General features: G+C 49.1%; 16 protein-coding genes. All 16 read left to right on the top strand.

Annotated features, from left to right (window positions below):
- Positions 1-3: 3 nt before the first annotated feature.
- The 16 genes from HMPREF2608_RS05810 (at position 4) to ftsZ (ending at position 16,246) form a co-directional block, all read left to right on the top strand.
- Positions 4-813, top strand: coding sequence for a lytic transglycosylase domain-containing protein (locus tag HMPREF2608_RS05810; RefSeq protein WP_070826297.1), 810 nt, complete (start codon positions 4-6; stop codon positions 811-813).
- 80 nt (positions 814-893) lie between these two features.
- Entirely contained in the window at positions 894-1,433 is a 540-nt protein-coding gene (locus tag HMPREF2608_RS05805; protein ID WP_070826296.1) for a lytic enzyme, read from the top strand.
- A 30-nt stretch (positions 1,434-1,463) separates the two neighbouring features.
- The gene (gene murF / locus HMPREF2608_RS05800; RefSeq protein ID WP_070826295.1) at positions 1,464-2,831 is read left to right on the top strand and encodes a UDP-N-acetylmuramoyl-tripeptide--D-alanyl-D-alanine ligase; all 1,368 of its coding nucleotides are present in this window, start codon (positions 1,464-1,466) and stop codon (positions 2,829-2,831) included.
- 2 nt (positions 2,832-2,833) lie between these two features.
- On the top strand, positions 2,834-3,265 hold the full coding sequence (locus HMPREF2608_RS05795) for a hypothetical protein (RefSeq protein WP_049331932.1): 432 nt from the start codon (positions 2,834-2,836) through the stop codon (positions 3,263-3,265).
- A 16-nt stretch (positions 3,266-3,281) separates the two neighbouring features.
- The gene (locus HMPREF2608_RS11460; RefSeq protein WP_003748282.1) at positions 3,282-3,431 is read left to right on the top strand and encodes a hypothetical protein; all 150 of its coding nucleotides are present in this window, start codon (positions 3,282-3,284) and stop codon (positions 3,429-3,431) included.
- Positions 3,432-3,532: 101 nt separating this feature from the next.
- Positions 3,533-4,615 (top strand): phospho-N-acetylmuramoyl-pentapeptide-transferase, encoded by a 1,083-nt coding sequence (mraY, locus tag HMPREF2608_RS05790; protein ID WP_003685861.1) that lies wholly within the window; start codon positions 3,533-3,535, stop codon positions 4,613-4,615.
- Positions 4,616-4,740: 125 nt separating this feature from the next.
- A complete protein-coding gene (locus HMPREF2608_RS05785; protein ID WP_070826294.1) occupies positions 4,741-5,553 on the top strand; it encodes a tetratricopeptide repeat protein in 813 nt (270 codons plus the stop codon).
- An 87-nt stretch (positions 5,554-5,640) separates the two neighbouring features.
- Positions 5,641-6,978 carry a UDP-N-acetylmuramoyl-L-alanine--D-glutamate ligase gene (murD, locus tag HMPREF2608_RS05780; protein WP_070826293.1) on the top strand — a complete coding sequence of 446 codons (1,338 nt, stop codon included), beginning with the start codon at positions 5,641-5,643 and terminating at the stop codon, positions 6,976-6,978.
- A 13-nt stretch (positions 6,979-6,991) separates the two neighbouring features.
- A complete protein-coding gene (locus HMPREF2608_RS05775) occupies positions 6,992-7,552 on the top strand; it encodes a L,D-transpeptidase family protein (RefSeq protein WP_070826292.1) in 561 nt (186 codons plus the stop codon).
- A 292-nt stretch (positions 7,553-7,844) separates the two neighbouring features.
- Positions 7,845-9,107 carry an FtsW/RodA/SpoVE family cell cycle protein gene (locus HMPREF2608_RS05770; protein WP_070585182.1) on the top strand — a complete coding sequence of 421 codons (1,263 nt, stop codon included), beginning with the start codon at positions 7,845-7,847 and terminating at the stop codon, positions 9,105-9,107.
- A 4-nt stretch (positions 9,108-9,111) separates the two neighbouring features.
- Complete coding sequence (gene murG, locus HMPREF2608_RS05765; RefSeq protein WP_063076124.1) at positions 9,112-10,179, top strand: undecaprenyldiphospho-muramoylpentapeptide beta-N-acetylglucosaminyltransferase; 1,068 nt, start codon at positions 9,112-9,114, stop codon at positions 10,177-10,179.
- A 166-nt stretch (positions 10,180-10,345) separates the two neighbouring features.
- The gene (gene murC, locus HMPREF2608_RS05760) at positions 10,346-11,755 is read left to right on the top strand and encodes a UDP-N-acetylmuramate--L-alanine ligase (protein WP_070826291.1); all 1,410 of its coding nucleotides are present in this window, start codon (positions 10,346-10,348) and stop codon (positions 11,753-11,755) included.
- Positions 11,756-11,842: 87 nt separating this feature from the next.
- Positions 11,843-12,757 carry a D-alanine--D-alanine ligase gene (locus HMPREF2608_RS05755; protein WP_003748301.1) on the top strand — a complete coding sequence of 305 codons (915 nt, stop codon included), beginning with the start codon at positions 11,843-11,845 and terminating at the stop codon, positions 12,755-12,757.
- Entirely contained in the window at positions 12,747-13,466 is a 720-nt protein-coding gene (locus HMPREF2608_RS05750; protein ID WP_070826290.1) for a cell division protein FtsQ/DivIB, read from the top strand. Before HMPREF2608_RS05755 ends, HMPREF2608_RS05750 begins: the two co-directional genes overlap by 11 nt.
- A gap of 74 nt (positions 13,467-13,540) precedes the next feature.
- The gene (gene ftsA / locus HMPREF2608_RS05745) at positions 13,541-14,794 is read left to right on the top strand and encodes a cell division protein FtsA (RefSeq protein ID WP_003682483.1); all 1,254 of its coding nucleotides are present in this window, start codon (positions 13,541-13,543) and stop codon (positions 14,792-14,794) included.
- Positions 14,795-15,046: 252 nt separating this feature from the next.
- On the top strand, positions 15,047-16,246 hold the full coding sequence (gene ftsZ / locus HMPREF2608_RS05740) for a cell division protein FtsZ (protein ID WP_003682480.1): 1,200 nt from the start codon (positions 15,047-15,049) through the stop codon (positions 16,244-16,246).
- Positions 16,247-16,343 lie beyond the last annotated feature (97 nt).

Raw genomic sequence — 16,343 nt, 5'->3', positions numbered from 1 at the left:
GAGATGGCTAATTTAAATGCAAATCAAAAGAAATTGTATAACTTATCCTTAAAATATAATGAGGATCCTGCTAAATGGCTGGCTATATATGAAATTGAAAGTACAAGTGGTACAAATATGAAAGCAAGTTCAGGAGCTACTGGACATTTTCAAATTATGCCTCAATTTTATAAAGATTATGGTGTAACAAGAGATGAAACTATGGATTTGGAAAAATCATTTCTTGCGGTTAGGCAACATCATGCAAGGAATTCTACACAATTGCGAGCAAAATTAGGACGTGAATTAACTGCTGGTGAATATTATCTAGGACATCAGCAGGGATGGACTGGTGCAACTGCGCTATTATCTCATCCAAAAGACAATGTGGTGGATGCACTGGCTACTGTTATGTCGCGAAAAAAAGCAGAAAATTCAGTTAAGCAAAATGGTGGGAAAACGAGTATGACTGCTGAACAATTTGCCAATATGTGGATAAAAAGGGCAGATGGTCTTCAAGAAAAATATAATAATCAAGGATATGGTCGTAAAGATCATCAAGATGATAAGCTTAATCTTCCTGAGAAGGATACTAATACCTCACAATCCAAATATGAAGAAACCCGTTCCATGCTTCAAGGTTTGCTAAGTGATACTGACGGTTCATATGCCAAAAAGCTTCTAGCAAATAATCAGGAAGAAGTTGCTGGTTTTAGCGAGAAAATCCAAGGACGTATCATCGAACAAACAAAATTGCAAGAATTGACTGAACGTGAAAGCAGAAATACGCTGCAACAAGAAGAACAACAGCGGAATTTTTCCCGTTCTGTATAGTTTTTGTATGAATATTGGTAATTTAGTCTCCCTATGGAAGTTTATCCATAGGGAGTTTGGATTGACATGTGAGATTAATAATGAATGAGCTTGATAGAGCTTCAGAGCAAATACAAAACCTGATGATTGATATGGTCATGGTTATGGAAAAATATAAAGAGAATAGTGGGAAAATTGTAGATAATATTCAAAAAGAACTAGATAGTTCTTTAAATCAGCAGCGAAAAATGATAGTTGATATGGTCAGGGATGATATCCTTCATCACGCTTCTACCCAAGTAAAGGCATACACTCAAAATATGGATGATGCACGGAAACAGATGGTTGAGCAGGTGCGTGAATTTAATACTTATTTATGCGCAGTTAAAAGTGAAAACCAAAAAATATTTAGAATGACTGTATTGGGTATGGCACTTACTTTAACTATGTTAGTTCTCGGTGGTATTGCATTGGTTTTCTTCTATTCGAACATTATCTCTCAAAAGAAATTGGAGGCAGATATGCTGAATCGGATTAATAGTTCGGATATTGTTCGTTGCGGAGATAGTCTGTGTGCAAAAACAGGAAAGGTTGGAAATAATGGTTATCGGGTTATTCAACATCGATTTTCAGATAAGTAAACAGCCATTTTATTATTAATTAAAAAAACTATGAAACCACTAGACCTTAATTTTATTTGTCAGACCCTCGGCCTTACGATGCCGTCTGAAAATCAACCCGTTTCGCGTATTGTTACAGACAGCCGCGATATTCAGGACGGCGACGTATTTTTTGCGCTTGCCGGCGAGCGCTTTGACGCGCATGACTTTGTTGAAGATGTGTTGGCAGCGGGGGCAACGGCGGTTGTGGTTTCGCGCGAAGATTGCGCGGCTTTGAAAGGCGCGTTGAAGGTTGACGATACGCTTGTGGCTTTGCAAAAACTGGCGAAGGCGTGGCGTGAAAATGTGAATCCGTTTGTCTTCGGCATTACCGGCTCTTCCGGAAAAACGACGGTTAAAGAGATGTTGGCTGGCGTATTGCGTCATCGATTCGGTAATGAAGCTGTGTTGGCGACTGCCGGTAATTTCAACAATCATATCGGCCTGCCGCTGACTTTGCTGAAATTGAACGAAAAACACCGCTATGCCGTCATTGAAATGGGTATGAACCATTTTGGCGAATTGTCTTTGCTGACCCGAATCGCCGGTCCGAATGTTGCTTTGGTCAATAATGCCTTGCGCGCGCATGTCGGTTGCGGTTTTGATGGTGTCGGCGATATTGCCAAAGCCAAAAGTGAAATCTACGAAGGTTTGCTTGCAGACGGCATTGCGCTGATTCCGTGCGAAGATGCCAATATCGCTACATTTGAAGCTGCTACTGCGCAATTGAACGCTCAGACTTTCGGCGTTACCAGTGGTGATGTCCATGCAGAAAATATTGAGTTGAAACCGTTGTCTTGTGCGTTTGATTTGGTGCGTGGCAATGAACGTGTTGCCGTGGTACTGCCGGTCCCCGGCCGTCACAATGTGCATAATGCCGTAGCAGCGGCGGCTCTGGCTTTGGCGGCAGGTTTGAGCCTTGCCGAAGTTTTAGACGGCCTGAAAAATTTCAGTAATATCAAAGGCCGTCTGAATATCAAGCAAGGCATTAAAGGCGCGACTTTGATTGACGATACTTATAATGCCAACCCCGACAGCATGAAAGCTGCCATTGATGTGCTCGCCGCTATGCCTGCGCCGCGTATTTTTGTGATGGGTGACATGGGCGAATTGGGCGAGGACGAAGCCGCCGCCATGCACGCCGAAGTTGGCGCGTATGCACGGGATAAAGGCATCGAGGCCGCGTATTTTGTCGGCGACAACAGCGTTGAAGCGGCAGAAACATTTGGCGTGGAAGGTTTGTGGTTTGCTGACAAAGATCCGCTGATCCAAGTGTTGAGCCACGACTTGCCTGAACGCGCTACTGTATTGGTCAAAGGCTCGCGCTTTATGAAGATGGAAGAAGTGGTCGAGGCACTGACGGATAAAGAGGTTGTCTGAAAATGGAACAGAAAAGGAAACGGCCTATACTGTTGCAGGTTATCGTTGGGATGATGGTAGTGGCAGCAGTGTTATGGCCGGTTGTAGTGTGGCAGTACATCAAAGATGTAGGATTTGAGACAATAAGCGAAGCATACGAAAGCACAAGAGGACGTTGGGGTTGGTTTGAATTTTGGTTAGGAAATTTTCATTTGCTTGTGCAAGTGATATTGATGCTGGTTAGTGCTGTTGGATTATGGAGAGGTAAGGATTGGGCGCGTAGGTTATGGCTGTATGGCTGTATACTGTATATCGTCTACAATATGGTCGGTTATTTGGTTTCCCCTAGAATCGGGTTTCCATTGTTGGATGTCATTATTCGCGCTGCAATTTGTTACAGCTTGTTTTGCTTACATCCCAAGGATTATTTTCAGACTCAAGAAAATAAAACTTAAGAAGGCCGTCTGAAATATGAAAAAGATTTTACTATTGGCTGGTTTGCTGATTGCCGCGTTTTATGCCGGAATGAAAGTACAGGCATTTATTTATGAAGATACCTGCTTGGATTTGGGCGGCGGAAAGAATCCTGGAAACTATCCGATTTGCGTGGTAGAGAAATAATCTTACTCAACAAGGCCGTCTGCAATTTCAGATGGCATACCGATTTATTTTTAATTGGGCAATAAGCCCGCTGTAACAACAAAAACAAAAAAGGAAGCCCCATGTTTTTATGGCTCGCACATTTCAGTAACTGGTTAACCGGTCTGAATATTTTTCAATACACCACATTTCGTGCCGTAATGGCCGCGCTGACTGCGCTGGTATTTTCATTATTGTTGGGTCCGTGGACCATCCGCAAGCTGACTGCGCTTAAAGTCGGCCAAGCCGTCCGTACCGACGGCCCTCAAACCCACCTGATCAAAAACGGTACGCCAACCATGGGCGGCTCGCTGATTTTAACCGCCATTACCGTGTCCACAATCTTGTGGGGCAACTGGGCAAATCCTTATATCTGGATTCTCTTAGGAGTCTTGCTTGCTACCGGCGCACTCGGTTTTTACGATGACTGGCGCAAAGTGGTTTATAAAGATCCTAACGGCGTGTCTGCCAAATTTAAAATGGTGTGGCAGTCCAGCGTTGCCATTATCGCCGGTTTGGCATTGTTCTACCTTGCTACAAATTCCGCCAACAATATCCTGATTGTTCCCTTCTTCAAACAAGTTGCCTTGCCGCTTGGTGTAGTCGGCTTCTTGGTATTGTCCTACCTGACCATCGTCGGCACATCCAATGCCGTTAACCTGACCGACGGTTTGGACGGCTTGGCCGCATTCCCCGTTGTACTTGTCGCCGCCGGCCTTGCCATCTTTGCTTATGCCAGTGGACACTCCCAATTTGCCCAATACCTGCAATTGCCTTACGTTGCCGGCGCAAACGAAGTGGTGATTTTCTGTACCGCCATGTGTGGTGCGTGCCTCGGCTTTTTGTGGTTTAACGCCTATCCGGCACAAGTCTTTATGGGCGACGTCGGCGCGCTCGCGCTTGGTGCGGCGCTCGGTACCGTTGCCGTCATCATCCGCCAAGAATTTGTCCTCGTCATCATGGGCGGCCTGTTTGTTGTTGAAGCCATTTCCGTTATGTTGCAAGTCGGTTGGTACAAACGCACCAAAAAACGCATCTTCCTGATGGCGCCGATTCATCATCATTACGAACAAAAAGGCTGGAAAGAAACCCAAGTCGTCGTCCGTTTCTGGATTATCACCATCGTCTTGGTGTTAATCGGCTTGAGTACCCTCAAAATCCGCTAAATCTATGCCGTCTGAACACCTTTCAGACGGCATTTAAACGCGCAATAAACCTGCGGCGGCAATCTGCCCCGTCCTATCGTTAACGGCGACTGAAACCCGCCTTATACCGAAACAGGAGTAAAACCATGAAACAGACAGTCAAATGGCTTGCAGCCGCCCTGATTGCCTTGGGCTTGAACCAAGCGGTGTGGGCGGATGACGTACCGAATTTTCAGAAAACGCTTCAAGCTGCGAAGCAAGGGAATGTCGATGCCCAATATAATTTGGGCGTGATGTATGCCATCGGGCAAGGCGTCCCTCAAGACGATGCACAGGCAGTGCAGTGGTATCGGCAGGCTGCAGAACAAGGGGATGCCCAAGCCCAAAGTAATTTGGGTCTGATGTATTACAAAGGTGAAGGCGTCCGTCAAGACTATGCCGAAGCGTTCAGATGGTATCGTAAGGCAGCGGAGCAGGGATTAGTCCAAGCCCAAACCGATTTGGGCAATGGGTATGCACAAGGGCAAGGCGTCCGTCAAGACTATACACAGGCGGCGCAGTGGTATCGCAAGGCGGCAGAACAAGGGGATGCAAAAGCCCAATTCAATTTGGGCGTGATGTATGCCGATGGGCAAGGCGTCCGTCAAGACGATGCACAGGCAGTGCAGTGGTTTCGTAAGGCGGCAGAACAAGGGGATGCCGATGCCCAAGTTAATTTGGGTCTGATGTATGCCAACGGGCAAGGAGTCCGTCAAGACTATACACAGGCGGTGCAGTGGTGTCGTAGGGCTGCAGAACAAGGGCATGCTGGTGCCCAATTCAATTTGGGTGTGATGTATGCCGAAGGACGCGGTGTGCGCCAAGACCTTGCGCTCGCTCAAGAATGGTTTGGTAAGGCGTGTCAAAACGGACACCAAGACGGCTGTCATAATTACCAACTCCTGAAGGCGGGTTATTGAACAGCCCGCGATGCCGTCTGAAAGCGGCTTGGGCAGGGGGCGGACATCCCTCTTGCCCAATATGATTTGTTTTAGGACAAAACCAAAATGACTTTCCAAAACAAAAAAATCCTCGTCGCCGGACTTGGCGGCACGGGTATTTCCATGATTGCCTATCTGCGCAAAAACGGCGCGGAGGTTGCCGCTTATGATGCGGAGCTGAAAGCCGAGCGCGTGTCGCAAATTGGTAAGATGTTTGACGGGCTGGTGTTTTACACGGGTCGTCTGAAAGATGCATTGGACAACGGTTTCGATATTCTGGCGCTCAGTCCCGGCATCAGCGAGCGTCAGCCGGATATTGAGGCGTTCAAGCAAAACGGTGGGCGCGTGTTGGGCGACATCGAATTGCTGGCGGACATTGTGAACCGTCGCGGCGACAAGGTGATTGCGATTACCGGCAGCAACGGCAAAACCACGGTAACGAGCCTGGTCGGCTATCTCTGCATCAAGTGCGGACTGGATACCGTTATCGCGGGCAATATCGGCACGCCGGTTTTGGAGGCGGAATTGCAGCGTGAAGGCAAAAAGGCGGACGTGTGGGTGTTGGAGCTTTCCAGCTTCCAACTAGAAAATACTGAAAGCCTGCGCCCGACCGCGGCGACGGTATTGAACATTTCCGAAGACCATCTCGACCGCTACGACGACTTGCTCGACTACGCGCATACCAAGGATAAGATTTTCCGTGGCGATGGCGTGCAGGTTTTGAATGCAGACGATGCATTCTGCCGCGCGATGAAGCGTGCCGGGCGCGAGGTGAAATGGTTTTCGTTGGAACACGAAGCTGATTTTTGGTTGGAACGCGAGACGGGCACTTTGAAACAAGGCAATGAAGATTTGATTGCCACGCAAGACATCCCGCTGCAAGGCTTGCACAACGCCGCTAACGTCATGGCTGCCGTGGCTTTGTGTGAGGCTATCGGTTTGCCACGAGACGAGTTGCTCGAACACGTTAAAACCTTCCAAGGCCTGCCGCACCGCGTGGAAAAAATCGGCGAGAAAAACGGCGTGGTGTTCATTGACGACAGCAAAGGCACGAACGTCGGCGCGACCGCCGCCGCGATTGCCGGTTTGCAAAATCCGCTCTTCGTGATTTTGGGCGGTATGGGCAAAGGGCAGGACTTCACGCCCCTGCGCGACGCGCTTGCCGGCAAGGCAAAAGGCGTGTTCCTGATCGGCGTCGATGCGCCGCAAATCCGACGCGATTTGGACGGCTGCGGTCTGAATATGACCGACTGCGCCACTTTGGAAGAAGCGGTTCAGACGGCATATGCCCAAGCCGAAGCGGGCGATATCGTGCTGCTCAGCCCGGCTTGTGCGAGCTTTGATATGTTCAAAGGCTATGCGCACCGTTCGGAAGTGTTTATCGAAGCGTTCAAAGCTTTGTAAGGCCGTCTGAAAGATGAAAGTCGGGTTGAAAATCGGCTTGTTGGCAGTCGTGCTTTCGGCTGTCGCCGCTTTGGTGTTTTGGTTTGCCGCGCCGATTCGTTCCACGACAACCGTTACCATGCCAAGCGAAGCGCCGTTGCCTGAAGATGCGGTTATCGACAGATTGGTCGTACATAAAAGCAAGCGCACCATGTCGGCGTACTCGCAAGGCAGGTTGCTGAAAACCTATCCTATTTCGTTGGGCAAGCAACCGGTCGGGCATAAACAGTTTGAAGGCGACGGCAAAACGCCCGAAGGGAAATACCGCATCAATGAACGTAATCCCAATAGCGGCTACCACAAAAACCTCGGCGTTTCCTACCCCAACGAAGCCGACAAAGCCTACGCGGCGGCACAAGGCAAAAGCCCGGGTGGGCTGATTAAAATCCACGGCATGAAAAACGGCTGGGGTTTTATCGGCAAAAAACACCTGCAAAAAGACTGGACCAACGGCTGCATAGCGGTCACGGACGAAGAAGTCGACGAACTCTACCGCAGCGTGAAACACAATGCGGAAATTGAGATTCTGCCGTAGGTTTTATGCCTGTTGAAGTGATGGGGCAGGTTGGAACGGGTAGTCGATTGCTTGTCAGGCCGTCTGAAAAGCTCGGTAGGGCAGGGGACTTGATACTGGGATTTTTATCTAAAATAAGCCGCCAATCCTTCCTAAGGATAGGTCAACACGCTTTCTCTTTTTTGAACCGTAGATTCTGAATTGTTGGTTTGGAAATAAACCTTTAAAATAACGTTAATTCATTTTTTCAGACGGCCTCTTGCCCATTTGTAGGCCGTCTGAATATTTTATTCAAGCCGTTACGGATGTTTTCATGATTAGTCTTTCCAAAATGCTTGACCGGCCGATTGCGCGCGATGGTCGGAAGTTTGATGTTTCTCTCTTGTGGATGGTCGTCTTAATGACGGTCTTCAGCCTGATTATGATTTATTCGGCTTCTATTGCGTATGCGGCATCGGAAGGGGGCAGCCAGTTTTCTTTTGTGTCTAAGCAGGCAATGTTTATCCTGTTTACGGTGGCCATATGCTTGCCGCTTTTCCTGCTGAAGATGAGCTTCTGGCGGCGGATTATTCCGTTTTATTTTGCTGTTTCAGGTTTGCTGTTGTTGCTGGTTTTGTTTGTCGGCCGTGAGATTAACGGTGCGACGCGCTGGATTCATATCGGGCCGCTCAATTTGCAACCGACTGAATTTTTCAAATTGGCGACGGTCTTGTACTTGTCCAGCCTGTTTACGCGCCGTGAAGAAATGTTACGCGATTTGGATTCTTTGGGTTGGTCGTCTTTGTTTACCGGTATTGGCGATTTGGTGTGCAGCCCTTTTAAAAGTGAAGCTTGGGTAAGGGTAAAGGAACGCTTCCGCAAGTTTAAGACCTTGATTCTGCCGATTATGTTGGTGGCGGTCGGTTTGGTTTTGATTATGGGTCAGCCGGACTTTGGCTCGTTTGTCGTGATTGTCGTGATTACCATGGGTATGCTGTTTTTGGCAGGTTTTCCGTGGAAGTATTTTGCCGTATTGGTGGCGACCGTTGTGAGCGGTATGGGATTGTTGATTTTAGCCGCACCTTACCGTATGGCGCGTGTGGCGGCGTTTTTGGACCCTTGGAGCGATCCTTTGGGTAAAGGCTATCAGCTGACGCATTCCTTGATGGCGATTGCGCGCGGCGGCTGGTTTGGCGAGGGCTTGGGCGCAAGTTTGGAAAAACGTTTCTACCTGCCTGAAGCGCATACGGACTTTATTTTTGCCGTCATCGGCGAAGAATTCGGCTTTTTAGGAATGCTGGTTTTGGTGTTCTGCTACGGCTGGCTGGTATGGCGCGCGTTTTCCATCGGCAAGCAGGCGCGTGATTCGGGCTTGATGTTCAGCGCGTACATCGCCAACGGCATCGGCATTTGGATTGGTATTCAAAGTTTCTTCAATATCGGTGTAAACATCGGTATCCTGCCCACTAAAGGCCTGACTTTGCCGTTTATGTCTTACGGCGGTTCGGCTGTCTTTATCATGCTGGTGTGCATTACTTTGTTATTGCGCATTGATTATGAAAACCGCCAAAAAATGCGCGGTTATTCGGTGGAGTAAAACCATGAGCGGTAAAACTTTTATGCTGATGGCCGGCGGTACGGGCGGTCATATTTTCCCTGCATTGGCGGTTGCCGAGTCGCTGCAAAAGCGCGGCCATCATGTGATTTGGCTGGGCAGTCAGGATTCGATGGAAGAGCGCATTGTGCCGCAATACGGCATACGCTTGGAAACGCTGGCGATTAAAGGCATCCGCGGCAACGGCATCAAGCGCAAGCTGATGTTGCCGTTTACACTGTATAAAACCGTCCGTGCGGCTCAGCAGATTATTAAGAAACACCGTGTCGAGTGTGTTATCGGTTTTGGCGGTTTCGTTACTTTCCCCGGCGGCTTAGCGGCAAAAATTTCCGGTGTGCCGATTGTGATTCACGAGCAAAACGCCGTAGCCGGTTTGTCCAACCGCCAATTGTCGCGTTGGGCAAAACGTGTCTTGTACGCTTTCCCCAAAGCCTTTCAACATGAAGGCGGCTTGGTGGGTAATCCTGTCCGTGCCGATATTGCGGCATTGCCTGTTCCCGAAGAACGCTTTGAAAACCGTCAAGGCCGTCTGAAAGTTTTGGTGGTGGGCGGCAGTTTGGGTGCGGATGTGTTGAACAAAACCGTTCCGCAAGCTTTGGCATTGTTGCCTGAAGCGGCTCGTCCGCAAATGTATCATCAATCCGGCCGCAATAAATTGGGCAACCTGCAGGCGGATTACGATGCGTTGGGTGTGCAAGCCGAGTGCGTCGAATTTATTACCGATATGGTATCCGCTTACCGTGATGCCGATTTGGTGATTTGCCGTGCCGGTGCGCTGACGATTGCCGAGCTGACGGCTGCCGGTTTGGGTGCATTGCTGGTGCCGTATCCGCACGCAGTGGACGACCATCAAACAGCCAATGCGCGCTTTATGGTGCAGGCTGAAGCTGGTTTGCTGCTGCCGCAAACTCAACTGACGGCAGAAAAACTGGCCGAAATCCTCGGCGGATTAAACCGTGAAAAATGCCTGAAATGGGCGAAAAATGCCCGTACCTTGGCGTTGCCGCACAGTGCGGACGATGTGGCGGAAATTGCCATCTCTTGTACCGAATAAGCAGGCAGACTTCGATTCAAGGCCGTCTGAAAAGTTGATTAACGGCGTTTCAGACGGCCTTTATTGCTTTTGTTAAAATTCCTTTACAATAAAAGCATAGCGCAGAAGCGGATAGCCCTTTAAAATAACGCCTTTACGCACTAAAAACCAACCGGAACGCAACGTTATGATGAAAAATCGAGTGACCAACATCCATTTTGTCGGAATCGGCGGCGTCGGCATGAGCGGTATTGCCGAAGTTTTACACAATTTGGGCTTTAAAGTTTCCGGTTCGGATCAGGCGCGTAATGCCGTTACTGAGCATTTGAGCGCTCTCGGCATCCAAGTTTACCCAGGTCATACTGCCGAACACGTCAATGGCGCCGACGTGGTTGTTACCTCTACTGCCGTTAAAAAAGACAATCCTGAAGTTGTTGCCGCGTTGGAACAGCAGATTCCCGTCATTCCGCGCGCGTTGATGTTGGCAGAATTGATGCGCTTCCGCGATGGTATCGCCATTGCCGGTACGCACGGCAAAACCACAACCACCAGCCTGACCGCTTCTATTCTCGGCGCGGCAGGTCTTGACCCGACTTTCGTTATCGGCGGCAAACTCAACGCCGCAGGGACCAACGCCCGTTTGGGTAAAGGCGAATACATCGTCGCAGAAGCCGACGAATCCGATGCTTCTTTTCTGTATCTGACGCCGATTATGTCCGTCGTGACCAATATCGATGAAGACCATATGGACACTTACGGCCACAGCGTTGAGAAGTTGCATCAGGCGTTTGTGGATTTCATCCACCGTATGCCGTTTTACGGCAAAGCCTTTTTGTGTATCGACAGCGAACACGTCCGCGCGATTTTGCCCAAAGTGAGCAAGCCTTACGCCACTTACGGCTTGGATGATACTGCCGATATCTACGCGACCGATATTGAAAACGTTGGCGCGCAAATGAAATTTACCGTTCATGTTCAAATGAAAGGACATGAGCAAGAACCGTTTGAAGTTGTTTTGAATATGCCCGGTCGCCACAACGTCCTCAATGCGTTGGCGGCTATCGGCGTTGCGCTGGAAGTTGGCGCATCGGTTGAAGCCATTCAAAAAGGTTTGCTCGGCTTTGAAGGTGTCGGCCGCCGTTTCCAAAAATATGGCGACATCAAATTGCCAAACGGCGGAACCGCGCTGCTGGTGGACGATTATGGCCACCATCCTGTCGAAATGGCGGCAACTCTGGCCGCCGCACGCGGCGCATATCCTGAAAAACGCTTGGTCTTGGCTTTCCAACCGCACCGCTATACCCGTACACGCGATTTGTTTGAAGACTTTACCAAAGTCCTCAATACCGTTGATGCTTTGGTGTTGACCGAAGTTTATGCAGCAGGCGAAGAGCCGATTGCCGCGGCCGACTCCCGCGCCTTAGCGCGCGCCATACGCGTATTGGGCAAACTTGAGCCGATTTACTGCGAAAACGTTGCCGACTTGCCGCAAATGCTGCTGAATGTTTTGCAGGACGGCGATGTTGTGTTGAATATGGGTGCCGGCAGCATCAACCGCGTTCCGTCTGCATTGGTGGAATTGTCGAAACAATCATAATAAACGGGCATATTGGTCTTTGAGGGCAGATAGGTCGTCTGAACAATATTCAGACGGCCTGTATCAGTATTTAAGAAAGTGGAAATTATGCAGAATTTTGGCAAAGTGGCCGTGTTGATGGGCGGCTTCTCTAGCGAGCGCGAAGTTTCTCTGGACAGCGGCGCCGCTATTTTGGCTGCCTTGAAAAGCAAAGGCGTCGATGCCCATGCGTTCGACCCCAAAGAAACTCCGTTGTCTGAATTGAAAACACAAGGTTTTCAGACGGCCTTCAATATTCTGCACGGTACTTTCGGCGAAGATGGCGCGATTCAAGGCGCGTTGGAACTGATGGGTATTCCTTATACCGGCAGCGGGGTGGCAGCTTCAGCGCTGGGTATGGACAAATACCGCTGCAAACTGATTTGGCAGGCTGTGGGCTTGCCTGTTCCTGAGTTTGCCGTATTGCATGACGACAGCGACTTTGATGCCGTTGAAGAAAAATTGGGCCTGCCGATGTTTGTGAAACCCGCCGCGGAAGGCAGCAGCGTCGGTGTGGTAAAAGTCAAAGAAAAAGGCCGTCTGAAAAGCGTTTACGAAGAATTGAAACATTTGCAGGGCGAAATTATTGCCGAACGCTTTATCGGCGGCGGCGAGTATTCTTGCCCGGTATTGAACGGCAAAGGCCTGCCGAGCATTCATATTATTCCGGCTACCGAGTTTTACGATTACGAAGCCAAATACAACCGCGACGATACAGTTTATCAATGCCCGTCGGAAGATTTGAGCGAGGCGGAGGAAAACCTGATGCGCGAACTGGCCGTGCGTGGCGCTCAGGCGATTGGTGCGGACGGCTGTTCGCGCGTGGACTTCCTGAAAGATACGGACGGTAAGCTGTATCTTTTGGAAATCAATACCTTGCCCGGTATGACCAGCCACAGTTTGGTGCCAAAATCTGCAGCCCATACCGGCGTAGATTTTGCTGATTTATGTATTGAGATTTTGAAGACCGCTCATGTGGGATGATGCAGGCGCACTGGGTCGGCTGACCCGCCGGCTATTGTTGCTGATGGCCTTTCTGCTGATAGGTTCTGGCATAGCTTGGCTTTACAATTCCAAATATTTCCCTGTGAAACAGATTGCCATTCAGGGTAAGCTGAAATATGCTTCCGGCAAAGAATTGCAAACCGTTGCACGAGAGCATATCAGGGGTAATATGTTCCGCGCCGATATTGATTCGGCGCAGGCCGCTTTTCAGGAATTGCCTTGGATTGACTCGGCAATGGTACGCCGCCGTTTTCCGGAAACCGTGGAAATTATCCTGACCGAGCGTGTGCCGGTTGCACACTGGCGCGCTGGCGGCTTGGTGGACAGTAAGGGCAATGTGTTTGTCGCAAGCCTGAAACAGGACCTGCCTATATTTGAAGGGCAGCAGGGGACAGGCAAAGACATGGTCAAACATTATGCGGACTTTTCCGGTATTTTGAGTCCGTTGAAACTGACCATCAAAGAATTGATCTACACGCCGCGATCGGCATGGTTGCTTGTATTGAACAACGGCATTAGCGTGCGCTTGGGGCGTGAAAACGAAATCAAACGTTTGCAGCAGTTTGCCCAGATTTGGCCGTCGCTGCTGCGTAAAAAACAAAGTCGTATCGAGTATGTCGATATGCGTTATAAGGATGGTTTTTCAGTCCGTTACAGGCCGTCTGAAAACCCTTCCGACAGTGAATAGCCGATTAGACGTGAAGCAATCTTGTTTCAAAAATAATCAAACCGTCAGTCAGACAACATAGCGAACGAGCAATTATGGAACAACAACAAAATAAATATATCAGTGCCTTAGACATTGGTACGTCCAAGGTCATCGCCTTAATCGGCGAGATTCGGGAAGATAATGAAATCCACATTGTCGGCTTGGGCCAAAGCCCTTCACGCGGCCTGCGTGCAGGTATGGTGACCAATATCGACGCTACCGCGCAAGCCATTCGTCAGGCGGTAGAAGATGCCGAGTTGATGGCAGATACCAAAATTTCCCACGTTGTTACCGGTATTGCCGGTAACCATATCCGCAGCCTGAATTCACAAGGCGTGGTCAAAATTAAAGATGGTGAAGTATCGCAAGCCGATATCGATCGTGCCATCGAAACTGCCAAAGCCATCAATATTCCGCCTGATCACAACATCTTGCATACTGTGGTTCAAGAGTACATCATCGACAACCAACCCGGTGTGAAAGAGCCTATCGGCATGAGCGGCGTGCGTTTGGATACACGTGTACACATCATCACCGGTGCGAACACTGCTTTGCAAAATATCCAAAAATGTATCCAACGTTGCGGTCTGCAAATGGATCAAATCATGCTTCAGCCTTTGGCAAGCGGTCACGCCGTTTTGACTGAAGACGAAAAAGATTTGGGCGTGTGCGTCATCGATATCGGTGGCGGTACAACCGACATCGCGGTTTATACTAATGGTGCAATCCGCCATACTGCGGTTATTCCCGTTGCCGGCGATTTGATTACCAAAGACTTGGCACAAGCTTTGCGTACGCCGCACAGTGCAGCCGAGTACATCAAAATCCATTACGGCGCTGCGATTCCGACTATGGACGGCTTGGATGAAATGATTGAAGTTCCTAGCGTAGGCGACCGTCAATCACGTCAAATTTCGCGCCGTGTATTGGCTGAAATCATCGGCCCGCGTGTAGAAGAAATTTTGGAATTGACGCTGAACGAATTGCGCCGCTCTGGTTTCCCTGAAGAAGTGCTGACTTCAGGTATCGTTTTGACCGGTGGTGCTTCTATGTTGACCGGTATTGTTGAGTTGGCGGAAGAAGTCTTCAACCTGCCGGCGCGTATCGGTGTTCCACAAGAAATGGGCGGCGTATCCGAGCGTATCCGCAATCCACGCTATTCAACAGCGATTGGCCTGCTTCAGACGGCCTATGCTGCCGAAGAGGGTGAGCAAACCAGCCGAACCGGTGCGATTGCCCTGAATGATTCAGGCAAAAAAATGGGTCTGTGGGAAAAAATCCAAAGATTCTTCAGAGATAATTTCTGATAAAAGCGTTCAGGACAGGCGGTGTAAAATCTGTTTGTCCTGAATATTTAAGTGGGATTAAACGGTTTTAAATAATTGCCAAGTGGATAATTTAAAACTTGTATATTTTCTGTTAAAAAATGTAGTAAAAATATAACGCCGACAGCCGAATGGTAAGAAGATTTTTGCCAGTATCTGGATACTTCTTATATAATACGGATAATGAGTTATTTTTGAACCGTCCTTATAAAGCGGGGCGCGGAGGATTATTGAATGGAATTTGTTTACGACGTAGCAGAATCAGCAACGAGCCCTGCTGTTATTAAAGTTATCGGTTTGGGTGGCGGCGGCTGTAATGCCATCAACAACATGGTTGCCAACACTATTCATGGTGTTGAGTTCATCAGTGCCAATACCGATGCGCAATCATTGGCTAAAAACAATGCGGCTAAACGCATTCAATTGGGTACAAACCTGACTCGCGGTTTAGGTGCCGGTGCAAATCCTGAAATTGGCCGCGCCGCCGCTCAGGAAGATCGCGAAGCCATCGAAGATGCCATCCGTGGTGCAAACATGCTGTTCATCACTACCGGCATGGGTGGCGGTACAGGTACTGGCTCTGCTCCTGTTGTGGCTGAAATCGCTAAAGAAATGGGTATCCTGACCGTTGCGGTTGTAACCCGTCCGTTTGCTTACGAAGGCAAACGCGTACACATCGCTCAAGCAGGTTTGGATCAACTCAAAGAGCGCGTCGATTCCCTGATTATTATCCCGAACGACAAATTGATGACTGCCTTGGGCGAAGACGTGACCATGCGTGAAGCCTTCCGCGCGGCCGACAATGTGCTGCGTGATGCGGTTGCCGGTATTTCCGAAGTGGTGACTTGCCCTAGCGACATGATCAACTTGGACTTCGCCGACGTGAAAACCGTGATGAGCAATCGTGGTATCGCCATGATGGGTTCAGGTTTCGCACAAGGTATCGACCGTGCCCGTTTGGCTACCGATCAAGCTATCTCCAGCCCGCTCTTGGATAACGTTACTTTGGATGGCGCACGCGGTGTATTGGTAAACATTACAACTGCTCCTGGTTGCCTGAAAATGTCTGAGTTCAACGAGATTATGCGTATCGTCAACCAAAATGCACACCCTGAAGTGGAATGCAAATTTGGTGCTGCCGAAGATGAGAGCATGAGCGAAGATGCTATCCGTATTACCATCATTGCTACCGGCTTGAAAGAAAACGGTACTGACAACCAACTGCGTGCTGCTGCCCGTACCCAACAATTGGTACGCGGTGCGGAAGAAGCGCCTCAAGCTCAAAGCCAAAGCAGTGCTGAAAGCTTGGTTCGTACCAACCGCAATATCCGTTCTATGAATCTGACTGCGGCTGATTTCAGCAACCAGTCTGTACTGGATGACTTTGAAATTCCTGCTATCTTGCGCCGTCAGCAACATACTTCTGAGAAATAATCAGGATCATGTATGAAAAGACCTGCCTTAAAGGTGGGTCTTTTTTATTAGCAGAATAAACTTAAGGCCGAGACCTTTGCAAAATTCCCCAAAATCC

The sequence above is a fragment of the Neisseria sp. HMSC064D07 genome (assembly GCF_001837185.1).
Lineage (GTDB): Bacteria > Pseudomonadota > Gammaproteobacteria > Burkholderiales > Neisseriaceae > Neisseria > Neisseria flavescens_C.
Note: the sequence above shows the minus strand (reverse complement) of the source record. Positions and strands in the feature narration are given on the sequence as shown.

Coding starts and splice junctions, on each gene's coding strand:
- HMPREF2608_RS05750 (WP_070826290.1), top strand. CDS start 12,747: ATGTGGGATGATGCAGGCGCACTGGGTCGGCTGACCCGCCGGCTATTG.
- murD (WP_070826293.1), top strand. CDS start 5,641: ATGACTTTCCAAAACAAAAAAATCCTCGTCGCCGGACTTGGCGGCACG.
- HMPREF2608_RS05795 (WP_049331932.1), top strand. CDS start 2,834: ATGGAACAGAAAAGGAAACGGCCTATACTGTTGCAGGTTATCGTTGGG.
- HMPREF2608_RS05775 (WP_070826292.1), top strand. CDS start 6,992: ATGAAAGTCGGGTTGAAAATCGGCTTGTTGGCAGTCGTGCTTTCGGCT.
- HMPREF2608_RS05805 (WP_070826296.1), top strand. CDS start 894: ATGAATGAGCTTGATAGAGCTTCAGAGCAAATACAAAACCTGATGATT.
- HMPREF2608_RS05810 (WP_070826297.1), top strand. CDS start 4: ATGGCTAATTTAAATGCAAATCAAAAGAAATTGTATAACTTATCCTTA.
- murF (WP_070826295.1), top strand. CDS start 1,464: ATGAAACCACTAGACCTTAATTTTATTTGTCAGACCCTCGGCCTTACG.
- ftsA (WP_003682483.1), top strand. CDS start 13,541: ATGGAACAACAACAAAATAAATATATCAGTGCCTTAGACATTGGTACG.
- mraY (WP_003685861.1), top strand. CDS start 3,533: ATGTTTTTATGGCTCGCACATTTCAGTAACTGGTTAACCGGTCTGAAT.
- HMPREF2608_RS05770 (WP_070585182.1), top strand. CDS start 7,845: ATGATTAGTCTTTCCAAAATGCTTGACCGGCCGATTGCGCGCGATGGT.
- murC (WP_070826291.1), top strand. CDS start 10,346: ATGATGAAAAATCGAGTGACCAACATCCATTTTGTCGGAATCGGCGGC.
- ftsZ (WP_003682480.1), top strand. CDS start 15,047: ATGGAATTTGTTTACGACGTAGCAGAATCAGCAACGAGCCCTGCTGTT.
- murG (WP_063076124.1), top strand. CDS start 9,112: ATGAGCGGTAAAACTTTTATGCTGATGGCCGGCGGTACGGGCGGTCAT.
- HMPREF2608_RS11460 (WP_003748282.1), top strand. CDS start 3,282: ATGAAAAAGATTTTACTATTGGCTGGTTTGCTGATTGCCGCGTTTTAT.
- HMPREF2608_RS05755 (WP_003748301.1), top strand. CDS start 11,843: ATGCAGAATTTTGGCAAAGTGGCCGTGTTGATGGGCGGCTTCTCTAGC.
- HMPREF2608_RS05785 (WP_070826294.1), top strand. CDS start 4,741: ATGAAACAGACAGTCAAATGGCTTGCAGCCGCCCTGATTGCCTTGGGC.